15 protein-coding genes are annotated in these 12,265 nt (G+C 74.8%); 10 read left to right on the top strand and 5 right to left on the bottom strand.

Annotation, left to right across the window (positions count from 1 at the left end; genetic code table 11):
• Window positions 1–101 precede the first annotated feature (101 nt).
• The 3 genes from OUQ99_RS15500 (at window position 102) to OUQ99_RS15490 (ending at window position 2,752) form a co-directional block, all read left to right on the top strand.
• Complete coding sequence (locus tag OUQ99_RS15500; protein ID WP_267950163.1) at window positions 102–665, top strand: TetR/AcrR family transcriptional regulator; 564 nt, start codon at window positions 102–104, stop codon at window positions 663–665.
• A 44-nt stretch (window positions 666–709) separates the two neighbouring features.
• Entirely contained in the window at window positions 710–2,215 is a 1,506-nt protein-coding gene (locus OUQ99_RS15495) for an MFS transporter (RefSeq protein ID WP_267950394.1), read from the top strand.
• 93 nt (window positions 2,216–2,308) lie between these two features.
• A complete protein-coding gene (locus OUQ99_RS15490; RefSeq protein WP_267950162.1) occupies window positions 2,309–2,752 on the top strand; it encodes a hypothetical protein in 444 nt (147 codons plus the stop codon).
• On the opposite strand, the gene OUQ99_RS15485 is transcribed toward OUQ99_RS15490, so the two are convergent.
• Window positions 2,658–3,839, bottom strand: coding sequence for an aldo/keto reductase (locus tag OUQ99_RS15485; RefSeq protein WP_346660246.1), 1,182 nt, complete (start codon window positions 3,837–3,839; stop codon window positions 2,658–2,660). The two genes, OUQ99_RS15490 and OUQ99_RS15485, sit on opposite strands and share 95 nt — an antisense overlap.
• A gap of 20 nt (window positions 3,840–3,859) precedes the next feature.
• On the opposite strand from OUQ99_RS15485, the gene OUQ99_RS15480 reads away from it, so the two are divergent.
• From OUQ99_RS15480 to OUQ99_RS15470, 3 genes are all read left to right on the top strand, one after another.
• A complete protein-coding gene (locus OUQ99_RS15480; RefSeq protein WP_346660245.1) occupies window positions 3,860–4,396 on the top strand; it encodes a hypothetical protein in 537 nt (178 codons plus the stop codon).
• On the top strand, window positions 4,397–4,528 hold the full coding sequence (locus OUQ99_RS15475) for a hypothetical protein (RefSeq protein ID WP_267950161.1): 132 nt from the start codon (window positions 4,397–4,399) through the stop codon (window positions 4,526–4,528). It abuts the gene before it with no gap.
• Window positions 4,529–4,614: 86 nt separating this feature from the next.
• Entirely contained in the window at window positions 4,615–5,157 is a 543-nt protein-coding gene (locus tag OUQ99_RS15470; protein WP_267950160.1) for an MOSC domain-containing protein, read from the top strand.
• A 64-nt stretch (window positions 5,158–5,221) separates the two neighbouring features.
• On the opposite strand, the gene OUQ99_RS15465 is transcribed toward OUQ99_RS15470, so the two are convergent.
• Window positions 5,222–6,094 carry a sigma-70 family RNA polymerase sigma factor gene (locus tag OUQ99_RS15465; protein WP_267950159.1) on the bottom strand — a complete coding sequence of 291 codons (873 nt, stop codon included), beginning with the start codon at window positions 6,092–6,094 and terminating at the stop codon, window positions 5,222–5,224.
• Between the two features lie 100 nt (window positions 6,095–6,194).
• On the opposite strand from OUQ99_RS15465, the gene OUQ99_RS15460 reads away from it, so the two are divergent.
• Entirely contained in the window at window positions 6,195–7,505 is a 1,311-nt protein-coding gene (locus OUQ99_RS15460; RefSeq protein ID WP_267950158.1) for an FAD-binding oxidoreductase, read from the top strand.
• Window positions 7,506–7,547: 42 nt separating this feature from the next.
• Here the strand turns inward: OUQ99_RS15460 and OUQ99_RS15455 are convergent, their stop codons facing one another.
• Both OUQ99_RS15455 and OUQ99_RS15450 read right to left on the bottom strand, forming a co-directional pair.
• A complete protein-coding gene (locus OUQ99_RS15455; protein ID WP_267950157.1) occupies window positions 7,548–7,973 on the bottom strand; it encodes a DNA-binding protein in 426 nt (141 codons plus the stop codon).
• A gap of 147 nt (window positions 7,974–8,120) precedes the next feature.
• Window positions 8,121–8,861, bottom strand: a complete 741-nt coding sequence (locus OUQ99_RS15450) for an SDR family oxidoreductase (protein WP_267950156.1) — start codon at window positions 8,859–8,861, stop codon at window positions 8,121–8,123.
• Between the two features lie 227 nt (window positions 8,862–9,088).
• Between OUQ99_RS15450 and OUQ99_RS15445 the strand changes: the two genes are divergently transcribed.
• The 3 genes from OUQ99_RS15445 to OUQ99_RS15435 all read left to right on the top strand — a co-directional run bounded on the left by OUQ99_RS15445 (window position 9,089) and on the right by OUQ99_RS15435 (window position 11,912).
• A complete protein-coding gene (locus OUQ99_RS15445; protein ID WP_267950155.1) occupies window positions 9,089–10,465 on the top strand; it encodes an FAD-binding oxidoreductase in 1,377 nt (458 codons plus the stop codon).
• A gap of 58 nt (window positions 10,466–10,523) precedes the next feature.
• Window positions 10,524–11,126 carry a helix-turn-helix domain-containing protein gene (locus tag OUQ99_RS15440; protein ID WP_267950154.1) on the top strand — a complete coding sequence of 201 codons (603 nt, stop codon included), beginning with the start codon at window positions 10,524–10,526 and terminating at the stop codon, window positions 11,124–11,126.
• A gap of 75 nt (window positions 11,127–11,201) precedes the next feature.
• Entirely contained in the window at window positions 11,202–11,912 is a 711-nt protein-coding gene (locus OUQ99_RS15435) for a hypothetical protein (protein WP_267950153.1), read from the top strand.
• A gap of 10 nt (window positions 11,913–11,922) precedes the next feature.
• Here OUQ99_RS15435 and OUQ99_RS15430 read toward each other — a convergent pair whose 3' ends face one another.
• A complete protein-coding gene (locus OUQ99_RS15430) occupies window positions 11,923–12,252 on the bottom strand; it encodes a hypothetical protein (protein WP_267950152.1) in 330 nt (109 codons plus the stop codon).
• Window positions 12,253–12,265 lie beyond the last annotated feature (13 nt).

The raw sequence follows: 12,265 nt of genomic DNA, 5'->3' as shown, positions 1-12,265 counted from the left end.
TCCAGTACTCTCGTACATGTACAGATGTACTAGAGCTTGTCCGGGGCAGGAGGGATACGTATGCGCCGCAGGAACGGCCGCGCGCCCGGGGCGGTGCGGCGGTGAGCGCCCGACGCGACCCCCAGGGGCGCCGCCGGAGCATCGTCGAGGCCGCCGCCGCGCTGATCACCGAGAGCGGCGTCTCCGGCCTCACCCACCGCGGCGTCGCCGCGCGCGCCCGTGTGCCGCTGGGCGCCACCACCTACTACTTCGCCACGCTGGACGACCTCAGCACAGCGGCCCTGGAGCACCTGGCCCAGGACACCGACGAGGCCCTGCGCGAGCTCGCCGGGCAGATCGCCCGCGACCGGGGCGACCCGGCCGCCGTGGCCGCGCTCCTGCACGACTACCTGCGCCAGGGCCCCCGGGTGCGGGCCGACGCCGAGCTGTACCTGGCCGGAGTGCACCGGCCCGACCTGCGCCCGCTGACACTGCGCTGGTTCGAGGGGCTGGTGCGGATCCTGGCCGAGCACACCACCCCCCGGGCCGCGCGGGCGCTGGCCCTGTACGTGGACGGGGCGATGCTGCACGCCCTGACGCACGACGACCCCCTGGACCCGGACGAACTCGCCTTCGCGGTCACCGCCCTGATGGGCCGGGCCGCCACCACCGACACGGAGCTCTGATGGGAACCGATCCCGCCCCGACCGCCACCACCGGGAAGGGGCCGATGTCGGCCGCCCGGCGCTGGGCCGCGCTGATGGTGCTCTCCGGCAGCCTCCTCGTGGTCGTCATGGACATGACCATCCTCAACGTGGCCCTGCCGGCGCTCTCGGCCGACCTGAGGCCCACCTCCGGCCAGCAGCTGTGGATCGTGGACGCCTACTCCCTGGTGCTGGCCGGGCTCCTGGTGACGATGAGCGCCCTGAGCGACCGGTGGGGCCGCAAGAGGATGCTGCTGGCCGGCTTCGCGGTCTTCGGCGGCGCCTCGCTCGCGGTACTGGCGGCCGACAGCCCCGGCACCGTGATCGCGGTGCGCGTCCTGCTGGGCGTGGGCGGGGCGATGATCATGCCCACCACCCTGTCGATGATCCGCACCGTGTTCCCCGACCCCCGCGAGCGCGCCACCGCGCTGGGGATCTGGGCGGCCATCGCGTCGCTGGGCGCGGCGGTGGGCCCCATCGTGAGCGGGCTGCTGCTGGAGCACTTCTCCTGGCACGCGGCGTTCCTGGTCAACGTGCCGTTCATGGCCGCGGGCCTCCTGGCGGGGCTGCTCCTGCTGCCCGAGGCCCGCGACCCGCACCCGGGCAGCTGGGACATGGTGGCGACCGTGCTGTCGATCGTGGGCATGGTCGCGCTGGTGTGGGGCATCAAGCAGTTCAGCAAGGCCGGGATCCTGGACCCCTCGGCGCTGCTGGCGTTCGCCCTGGGCGCGCTGGTGCTGGGCTGGTTCGTGGTGCGCTGCCTCAGGCGCCCGGACCCGCTGCTGGAGGTGCGTCTGTTCTCCTCCCCGTCCTTCACCGCGGGGACCGTGGCCGCGCTGGCCTCCATGTTCGCCATGGCGGCGATGCTGCTCCTGGTCGCCCAGTGGCTCCAGCTCGTGGAGGGGCACTCGCCGCTGCAGGCGGGGGTGCGGCTGCTGCCGATGGCGCTGGGCGCCGCGGTGGCCTCGCCTCTGGCGCCGGTGCTGGCCCGGCGCCTGGGGAGCCGCACCGTGCTGGCGGGCGGGCTGTTCGTGGCCGCGCTGGGGTTCGTGCTGATGTTCGCCCTGCCGGGGCCGCTGTCCTACCCGGTGGTCATGGTCGCCCTCGTCCTGCTCGGAACGGGTTCGGGCTCCCTGGCGATCGCCTCGGCCGTCATCATGTCCAGCACCCCGCAGGCGAAGGCGGGCAACGCCGCCGCCATCGAGGAGACCTCCTACGACCTGGGCAACGTCCTGGGGGTGGCCGTCCTGGGCAGTGCCGCCGCGGCGGTCTACCGGGCGGAGCTGCCCGTGGGGCTCCTCACCGGCACCGGCCTGGGCGAGCAGACGGTGCTCGCCGCCCAGGAGTCGCTCGGGGGAGCCCTCGACATCGCCGCCGAGACCGGCTCCGCCGAGCTCGCCGCGCTGGCCCGGTCGGCCTTCAGCGAGTCGCTGACACAGATCAGTCTGGCGGGCGGCCTCGCGCTGCTGGCCGCCGCGGTGGCCGTGTTCGTACTCACGCCCAGGTCACTGGACGTCTCCCAGGGGCACTGAGCCCGGCCCGGGGCGGACAGGGGCGAGAAGGGCCGGAACCGGGTCTGTGGACAACCGGTTCCGGCCGCCTCCGACCCCGCATACTCCGTAGGTATGGACTCCCACAAGGTCCGGGCCCTCCTCGACCCGCTCCTGGACGGCGCCCCCGGCGACCTGCACATCCTCACCCTCCTCACCACCTCCTCCGCCTACACCTGCCTGCGGCGCCGTCTGGGCGTGCTCAGCGTCGAGCACCCCGAGGTGGTCGACGCCCTGGGCGCGGCCCTCCTGGACGGCTCCCCCGGGACGGCCGTGCTGCGCACCTTCACCGACCGCACCTCCCACACCCTGCCCGACGGCCGCGCCGTCCCCCTCAAGAGCGTGTGCGGGTGGCGGCTCGACGGGGGAGGGCTCCACCCGCTGGACGCGCGGGGCGTCGCCGCGGTCGCCCGTACCGACGCCCTCACCGGTCGGCGGCTGCCGCCCGAGCGCGGGGTCGGGTACGCCGACGCCTGGCCCGTGGACCTGGCCCGCTTCCACGCCCCGGCCAGGAGGTGAGGGGCGTGGAAGCGGCGGCCCGCGCGTGTGGCACGGGCGCGTTCGGCACGGGTCCCCCTGGGGCGAGGACCGTCGGCCCCTGGGAAACCTGCGCCCCGTTCCTGGACGGCGGGACCACCTCGCTGTCGCCGTTCAGCCATGAGCGCGTGCCCCTGTCCTCGGGTCCCGGATATCCGGGGTCGAACCCGGCCACCGCGTCCAGGCGGCGCACCGCCTGCTCGGGCAGGTCCACCCGGACCGCGCCCAGGTTGTCCCGGAGCTGGTCGGCGGTGCCGGCGCCGATGATCGGGTGGACGGTGTGCGAGCGGGCCAGGGTCCAGGCGATCGCGACCTGGGCCGGGCTCGCCCCCACCTCCCCGGCCACCTCGCGTACGGCGCGTGCGGCCCCGTGCTCGTGCGGGGAGAGGGCGGCGGCGTCGACCCGGCGGCCGGAGGCCTCGGCGCCGGGGCCGGTGAACCTGCCCGAGAGCACCCCGGCGGCCAGGCCGCCGTAGGTGGCCGCGCTCAGCCCCAGGGCCTCGGACATGGGCAGCAGTTCGCGTTCGATGTCGCGCCGCAGGAGGCTGTAGGGCACCTGCACGCCCACAAAGGGGGACCAGTCCCGCCACAGGGCCAGGGTGTTGGCCTGGGCGACGAGCCACGCCGGAAGGTTGGAGGCCCCCACGTACAGGACCTTTCCCGCGCGCACCGCCTCGTCCAGGGCGCGCATGGTCTCCTCCACGGGGGTGTACTCGTCCCAGGTGTGCACCCACAGCAGGTCGACGTAGTCGGTGCGCAGCCGTCGCAGGCTCCGGTCGAGGGAGCAGGCGAGGTTCTTGCGGTGGGTGCCGCCGGTGTTGGGGTCGGTGGGGTCCCGGGGCAGGGCGTACTTGGTGGCGAGCACGAACCGGTCGCGGCGCCCCCGCAGGAGTCCGCCCACGACCTCCTCGCTGTCGCGGTAGGCGGAGGCGGTGTCGATGACGTTGCCGCCCGCGGCCTGGTAGAGGTCGACCATGCGGCGCGCCTCCTCGGGCCCGGAGAAGGTCATCGCTCCGAGGAAGAGCTGGGAGACGCGCAGGCCCGAGGGACCCAGGAGCCGGTAGCGCATCAGGCGGCTTCCCCCGTCGCGTGTGCGGCGCCCCCGGTGCGGGCGGGCCGGTCCGCCGCCGGGCGCGGCCTGCTCGCCGGGGGCCGGCCGTGCGGGTGGGCGGTTTCGTCCGGTGTGAAGGTCATGGGGCCAGTGTGGAGAGGAGGCGGGCGCGGAGGAAGGCCGTGGCGAGGCTGGCCGTGAGGGGGCCAGGACGGCAGGGGCGCCCGATCCTGGACTCGGCCCATGGACGACAACGCATTGGGAGAGTTCCTGCGCGCCTGGCGGGCCCGGTCGGGCTCCTGGACGAGGACGGCGAGCCGGTGAACCGGTGGTGGTTCGTGTTCGCCGACGACCGGGGGCGGCAGGTGTACCCGGACTGGGACGGCGTCGCGGACGAGCGGATCGCCGAGCTCAGGGCCGAGAGCGCGCTCGACGACCCCTTTCTCGCGCACCTGGTGGAGGAGCTGGAGATCGTGGGCGGCGCGCCCTTCACCGACCGGCTCGCGGCGGCGCCTGCCGTGCCCCGGCGCACCGGCCTCGAACGCCTGGTGCACCCGGAGGCGGGCGAGCTGTAGTTGTCCTACGAGAGCCTGGACGCCGGAGGCCAGCGCCTGGTGGTCTACCTCCCCGCCGACGAGGGGACCGCCGCGGCCCTGGACCGCCTCACCCTGCGCGGACCCGTTCCCCTGCGGGCGGTGTCCGGGTAGCGTCTCCGGCCGCCCCGGCACGGGGGCGCCCGCCTCCCGGTGGCTAGGCTGTGGGGCTCTGGCGACCGAGAGAGAGGACTGCGCCCATGGGCCCGGTCGTGGAATCGGTGAGCAGCAGCCCCGTGCACGCTTTCAGCAAGGACGTCCTTCCCGGTATCCGGCTCCTGGCCGGGCTGGGTGTGGAGGGCGACGCCCACATGGGCGCCACCGTCAAGCACCGGTCCAGGGTGGCCGTCGACCCCACCCGGCCCAACCTGCGCCAGGTGCACCTGATCCACGCCGAGCTGTTGGAGGAGCTGGCCGCGGCCGGTTTCGCGGTCGCCCCCGGGCAGTTGGGGGAGAACGTCACCACGCGCGGGCTGGACCTGCTCGCCCTGTCGACCGGGACCGTCCTGTGCTTCGGCGGCCGCGCCCGGGTGGAGGTCACCGGGTTGCGCAATCCGTGCCTGCAGATCGACGGGTTCGCCGGGGGCCTGCTCAAGCGGCTGGTCCACCGCGACGGGGACGGGGGCATCGTGCGCCGGGCCGGGGTGATGGGGGTCGTCCTGGAGGGAGGCCCCGTGGAAGCGGGCATGCCCGTCGAGGTGAGCGCGCCCGCGGGGGAGCACTCCCCCCTCGTGCCGGTCTGAGGAGGGCCCGTCCCCGCCCCCGTGACCGGGGGCGGGGACGGGCCCGCCGTCGGGGCCCGCGGGGTCAGGCCAGCCCGGCCAGGAGTTCGGGTTCGTAGAGGACGTCGAACCCGGTGATGCGGTCCCCGTGCACCGTGAACGCCAGTGCGGCGTAGGGCCGCCCGTCCTTGAGGGAGACGAACCCGGGCAGGCCGCGGACCAGTGCCGGGCGCGCCTGCTCCGCCAGCCGCGCGAAGGTGATGGCCTGGGAGGCCACGGCCCGCGCGCCCCGGGTCTCGGCGGGGACGCCGGCGAGTCTGGCGGCGGTGTCGGGGCGGACGACCACGTCGGGGGCCAAGACCCGCAGGAGCGCCTCGAAGTCGCCCCCGCGGGCCGCGGCGAGGAAGGCGTCCACCACCTCCCGGCGTCGTGCCAGGTCGGTGCGGCCGTCGGCGCCGCCCCCGCGGACCCTGCGCCGGGCCCGGCTGGCCAGCTGCCGGGTGGCGGCGGGGCTGCGCTCGACGACGGGGGCGATCTCCTCGAAGGGCAGGGCGAACATGTCGTGCAGCACGAACGCCAGCCGTTCGGCGGGAGAGAGGGTGTCCAGGACCACCATGAGCGCCGTGCCGACGGTGTCGGAGAGGACCGCCTGGTGCTCGGGGTCGGTGTCCGGGGCTGGTGCGGCGGCGGGTGCGGGTTCGGGCAGGTCCTCGCCGGCGGGGTCCTCGCGGCGCGCCGAACGGGATCTGAGCAGGTCCAGGCACACCCGGCCGGTGACCGTGGTCAGCCAGGCCGCGAGGTTGTCGATCTGCGAGGCGTCCGTGCGGCTCAGCTTCAGCCAGGTCTCCTGGACGGCGTCCTCGGCCTCGGCGCGGGAGCCGAGCATGCGGTGGGCGATGGAGTGCAGCAGCCCGCGGTGTTCGTGGAAACGGGCGGCGAGGGATTCTGCGGTGTTCACCGGTCACATTCTTCCGTGCAGGTTCGTCGTGGTTCCGACGCTTGTTGATGCTGACGTTTTCGGGTCAGCCGGTGTGACCGATGTCGACGGAGGATGACGCATGAGTGACCTGGGCGATCTGCGCGGAATGCTGCGGGGCCGGGTGCTGGTGGCGGGCGAGGAGGGTTTCGACGCCGCCGCCCGGCCCTGGAACCTGGCGGTCGAGCAGCCGGTGGCGGCGGTGGTGGAGGCCGCCGGTGCGGACGACGTGTCCGCGCTGGTCCGCCACGCCCGCCGGTGCGGGCTGACGGTGGCGGTGCAGCCCACCGGGCACGGCGCCTCGGGGGCGGTGGAGGGTGTGGTGCTGCTGCGCACCGGGGCCCTGGACGGGGTGGAGGTGGACCCGGTCCGGCGCACCGCCCGTGTGGGGGCGGGGGTGGCCTGGGGGCGGGTGCAGGAGGCCGCCGCCGCGTACGGTCTGACCGGGCTGCCGGGAAGTTCCACGGTGGTGGGGGTGGTGGGGTACACGCTGGGCGGCGGTCTGAGCTGGTTCGCCCGACGCCACGGGTGGGCTGCCGACAGTGTGAGGGCGTTCGAGGTGGTGGACGCCGAAGGCGGGCGGGCCCGGGTGGACGCGGCTTCGGACCCGGACCTGTTCTGGGCGCTGCGCGGGGGCGGAGGGGACTTCGCCGTGGTCACCTCCGTGGAGTTCGACCTGTACCCGGCGCCGGAGCTGTACGGGGGCCGGGTGGTGTGGCCGGTCTCGGCGGCGGCGCGGGTGATGGCGGCTTTCGCCGAGGTCGTGTCCGGGGCGCCGGAGGAGTTGACGGTGTGGGCGAACCTCCAGCAGATCCCGGGGCTGGATCCGACGGTTTCGGTGGACGTCACCTTCCTGGGCGGGGAGGAGCGGGCGCGCAAGCTGCTGCGGCCGCTGGAGGTGGTGGGCGCGCCGCTGCGGGACGGGCGCGGGACGATGTCGTCGGCGGCGCTGGGGTCGATCACCGCCGAGCCCACCGCCCCCTCGCCGGGGATGGCGCGTGCGGAGCTGCTGAGGGGGTTGGACGGGGGTGCGGTGCGGGCTCTGGTGGAGGAGCCGCCGGCGCCCCTGCTGGGGGTGCAGGTGCGGCACCTGGGCGGCGCCCTGGCGCGGGAGTCGGCCACCCCGTTCGGTGCGGTGGAGGAGCCGTACTACGTGTACGCGCTGGGGGTTCCCGTCTCCGCGCAGGCGGCGCAGGGGATCCGGGAGCGCCTGGGGCGGCTGGTGGCGGACCTGGGGCCGCTCGTGAGCGGACGCAAGCCGCTGACGGCGCTGGCCCCGGGGGAGTCGGTGGCCGACGTGTTCGGGCCGGAGGCGTTGGCGCGGCTGCGGCGGATCAAGCGCGAGCGCGACCCGCACGGGGTGGTGCGGTCCAACTATCCAGTGGGCGGCTGAGGGCTGCGGGGGCCGGCCGCGCGGTCGGCCCCCGCAGCGCGGTCAGGAGTCGGTGCGCCGGGAGAGCCGTTCGTGGCGCTGTCGGGCGGCCTGGGCCGAGCCGAGGCCCAGTCCGAAGGCGATCTCCTGCCAGGTCATGCCGCGGCCTTTGGACATCTGGAGCAGGCCGGCCTCCAGCTGGTCGAACTCCGCGCGGGCCCAGGGCACCAGGGTGAGTGCGGCGGTGAGGTCGTCCTGGTCGACGGGGGGTTCGCCGTCCTGGAGCAGGGCGCTGCCGGCGGCGAGGTCGGCGACGCGGCGCAGGGCGTCGAAGGGCTGCATGGGCATGCGCTGCTCGTCCCAGCGCGTGCGGTGCTCGCCGGCGGCGTGGCGTTCGGTGATGTGCAGGAGCGCCTGGTGGGTGCGCAGGCGTTGGGCGTTGCGGGCGTCGGGCCGGGTGAAGGCGTCGTCGCGTTCTTGCTCGGTCATGCACCCAGCATGGGACTTGAACAAGTTGTTGTCAACTAGTTTTTTTCAACCAAGTGTTCACGGCCGGGGCGGCGGGTCCCGAGGCCGTTCCCCGGCGACCGGTCGGCGCGCCCGCCGCACGGTCCCGGCCCGGGAGCGCCCTGGTCCTCAGCGGGCCAGGTACTCCGCGAAGGTGGTCCTTCCGACCGCCCTGTCCGGGGCCAGGTGGCCGCCCGCCCGGTAGGCGGCGAAGGTCCTGCCGGGCAGGCGCAACGGCAGGAGCCGCCGACGCAGCCCCTCCGCCTCCAGGTAGGCGCGGGCCAGGTCGCGGAAGGACTCCACGCGCGGTCCGCCCATGTCGGGGGCGCGGCCCGCCGGGGCCCCCTCCGCCAGGCGTGCCAGGCGGGAGGCGACCTCGGCGCTGTCGACCGGCTGCACGTCCACGTCCGGGAACGGCATGAGCGGTGAGCGGGCCGCGCCCGCGCAGATCCGCCGGACCAGGGCGTGGAACTGGGTGGCGCGCAGCACCGTCCAGCCCAGACCGGAGGCCTCCAGGGCCCGCTCGACCAGCAGCTTGTCCTTGTAGTAGCCCAGGGGTACGCGGTCCACGCCGACGATCGAGACGTGGACCACGTGCGCCGTGCCCGCCGCGCGCACCTCGCGGACGAGGTGGGTGGCGGACTCGATGTCGCCGCCGGCGGGACTGGAGGCGCAGTGGACCACCGTGTCGACCCCCTCCAGTGCCCGGCCCAGGCCGGCGCCGGTGCGCAGGTCGACGCCGACGGCGTCGGGGTCCCCGGGGTCGGGGTGGCGGCTCAGGGGGCGCACGCCGTGCCCCGCCCGGCGCAGGTGCTCCACGACGGCACGGCCGAGGGTTCCGGTACCGCCTGTGACCAGCACTGTCTTCATGATGGCTCCCTCTGTGGCCGGTGGGGACGACGCTAACACCGGAGCAGGGTCGTACGTGTGCTTTCGCGGTGGTTCGTCGCGGTGTGTGTTCCGGCCGCCGAAGGGCCCAGCCGGATCGTTCGGCCGGTTGCCCGGGGGACGGGTGACCTGCGGGGGAAGGCGCGGCGCTAGGGTGCTGGCAGCGTCGGCGCAGCGGGCGGCGGCGCGAAGCGGTGAGGAGTGTGCCCATGTCCGGGATCGCCGAGAGGCTGACGGCAGCGATCGGGGAGGAGCAGGTCGTCACCGACCCCCAGGTCATGGAGGGCTACTCCCACGACGAGGCCGAATGGGCCCCCTACGGGCGCCCCGCGGCCGTGGTGCGCCCCCGCGACACCGCCGACGTGTCGGCCACGGTCGCCCTGTGCGCCGAACTGGGGGTCCCGGTGGTCGCGCGCGGCGCGGGCACCGGGCTCTCCGGAGCGGCCAACGCCGTGGACGGCTGGGTGGTGGTCTCCTTCGAGCGCATGAACCGCGTGCTGGAGGTGGACCCGGTCCAGCAGACCGCGACGGTGCAGCCCGGCGTCGTCAACGACGACCTGCGCGAGCGGGTGGCCCGGGACGGCCTGTGGTACCCGCCCGACCCCGCCTCCGCACCCTGGTCCACCATCGGCGGGAACGTGGCGACCAACGCGGGCGGGCTGTGCTGCGTCAAGTACGGGGTCACCCGCGACTACGTGCTGGGCATGGAGGCGGTCATGGGGTCCGGGGAGGTGGTGCGGCTGGGCCGCGTCACCGCCAAGGGCGTGACCGGCTACGACCTGTGCGGGCTGATGGTCGGGTCGGAGGGCACCCTGGGCATGGTCACCGAGGTGACGCTGCGGATGCGGCCCCTGCGCACCGGCGCCGAGCACACGGTGGTCGGCTACTTCGACTCCCTCACCGACGCCGGGCGCGCCGTGGCCGCCGTCTCGGCGGCGGGGGTGGTCCCCTCGGCGATGGAGCTCATCGACCGGTTCTGCCTCCAGGCGGTCGACGCCTGGAAGAACATGGGGCTGTCCGCCGAGGGCGAGGTGCTCCTGCTGGCGCGCAGCGACCAGCCGGGCGCGGCCGGGGAGGAGGAGGCCGAGCGCATCCTGTCCTGCTTCCGGGAGGAGGGCGCGGTGTACGCGGTGCGCTCCACCGACCAGGAGGAGGCCGAGGCGCTGTTCGAGGCCCGCCGCCTGGCCTACCCGGCCCTGGAGCGGCTCGGGCCGCTGCTGACCGAGGACATGTGCGTGCCCAAGGCGAAGCTGCCGGAGATGCTGGAGAGGATCGAGGCCGCCGCCGAGCGGTTCGACACGCGGATCGGCAACATCGCCCACGCGGGCGACGGCAACCTGCACCCGCTGTTCATCGTCCCCGCCGGCGACGAGGCGGCCAAGAAGCGCGCGCAGGAGGCCTTCGAGGTGATCGTGGACGAGGCCCTGGCCCTGGGAGGGACGGTCACGGGTGAGCACGGTGTGGGGTTGTTGAAGATGCGCGGCGCGGCACGGGAGATGGGGCCGGACGTGGTTCGGATGCACCACGCGGTCAAGAACGCCCTCGACCCCCGGGGCATCTTCAACCCGGGCAAGGTGTTCGCCTGACCCGCGGTCCGGGCGGGCCGGGGCCTGCCCGGGGGCAGCGCTGTGGCAGATTGTGGTCATGGACGACGAACTCGCGCCGACCCTGGCCGCGGTCGGGCCCCGCCTTCGCGCCCTGCGCCGAGAACGCGGGGCGACCCTCTCCCAGCTGTCGGAGGCCACCGGCATCTCGGTGAGCACCCTGTCGCGCCTGGAGGCCGGACGCCGGCGCCCCACCCTGGAACTCCTGCTCGCGCTGGCCCGCGCGCACGGCGTGCCCCTGGACGAACTCGTGGGGGAGGACCCCGCCTCCGATCCGCGCGTGCGGCGCAGCTCCTTCGTCCGCAACGGGATCACGTTCGTGCCGCTGACCCGCAAGCCCGGGGGGCTGCAGGCCTTCAAGGTCACCTATCCGCCGCCCCGGGGCCACACCGAGATCGAGCAGCGCACCCACGAGGGCTACGAGTGGCTGTACGTCCTGAGCGGGCGCCTGCGCCTGGTCCTGGGCGACCACGACATGGTGCTCTCGGCCGGGGAGGTCGCCGAGTTCGACACGCGCCTGCCGCACGCCTTCGCCAACCCCGGCCCCGAGCCGGTGGAGTACCTGGGCCTGTTCGGCCCCCAGGGGGAGCGCGCCCACGTGCGGGTGCGCCCGCGCACCAGGGGATCCGCCGACAAGGAGTGAGCGGGAAAGGGGAACCGGTCCGGTGGTGGGCGGCGTCTCACCGTGGGAGAGCCGCACCCGGATGAGGAGTTCCCCTTGGACGTCGCCCTACTGGTCCTGGCCGTCACGGTCGCTGTGGTCGCCGCGGTCGGCGCCCTGGTGTTCGCGGGCTCGGCCGCCGAGCGCCGGCGTGCGAAAGCCCTGGCCGCCTGGGCCGAACGCGAGGGGGGGCGCTACGACCGGGAGCGCCCGGAGCTGGTGGACCGCTTCTCGGGGGATCCGTTCGTGGAGGGCCGTTCCGACGCCAGGGCCACGCACGTGCTGTGCACGGAGCTGCGCGGCCACCGCGTCCTGGCCTTCGAGTACCGCTACTCCTCCTCGCACCACGACGGGCGCCAGACCAGGACCGCCACCCACACGCACACCGTCGTCGTGCTCCCGGTCCCGTCCGGCGCCCCCGTGCTGGAGCTGCGGGAGGAGGCCCTGGGGCATGCGGTGCTGGGCCCGCTGGGGGTCCACGACCTGAGGCTGGGCGAGACGGCGTTCGACTCCCTCTTCTACGTCGCCACCTCCGACGACGGCTTCGCCCGCGCCGTCCTGGACGAGGACGTGCGGTCGTGGCTGGCCGGCGCCGGCGCGGCGGCCGTGCCCTTCCGCATCCACGGCGACCGTCTGCTGTGCTGGGACCACCGGGCACTGGACGCCGAACGGGTCCGTGCCTCGGCCCGGACCATGGTCGGACTGCTGGAGCGGATCCCCGCCTCGGCCTGGGAAGGCGCCCCGAAGGCCCCGGAGGTCCGTCCCTGAGGCGGCTGTCTCAGGGGCGCCGCGCGGGCGCGCATCCGCTCCACCGCAGGTCCGGTTCCAGGTGCGAGACGTCGTTGAAGGCCAGGACCTCGGCCGCCCGCCCGGGCGTGTGGCGGATGACGGTCAGGGCGGCGTTGGCCGGGGCCAGGGTCGCCCACCGCCAGGCGGGCGCCCCGAGTGCGGCCACCGTCAGCCAGCCCACCGGGTAGGCGTGGGTGATGACCGCCTCCCGGACCTCCCGTTCGCCCGGGGCCGTACCGGTCGGATCCCGCGGAGCGGTGCGCGGTTCGGCGCGCGGGCGGAAGGTGAGACGTCCCCCCTGAGCGGGTAGGGCGGCCAACGCGGCACCGGAG

It is taken from the genome of Streptomonospora nanhaiensis, from assembly GCF_026642255.1.
Lineage (GTDB): Bacteria > Actinomycetota > Actinomycetes > Streptosporangiales > Streptosporangiaceae > Nocardiopsis > Nocardiopsis tropica.
This window is presented reverse-complemented; position numbering and strand designations above follow the sequence as displayed.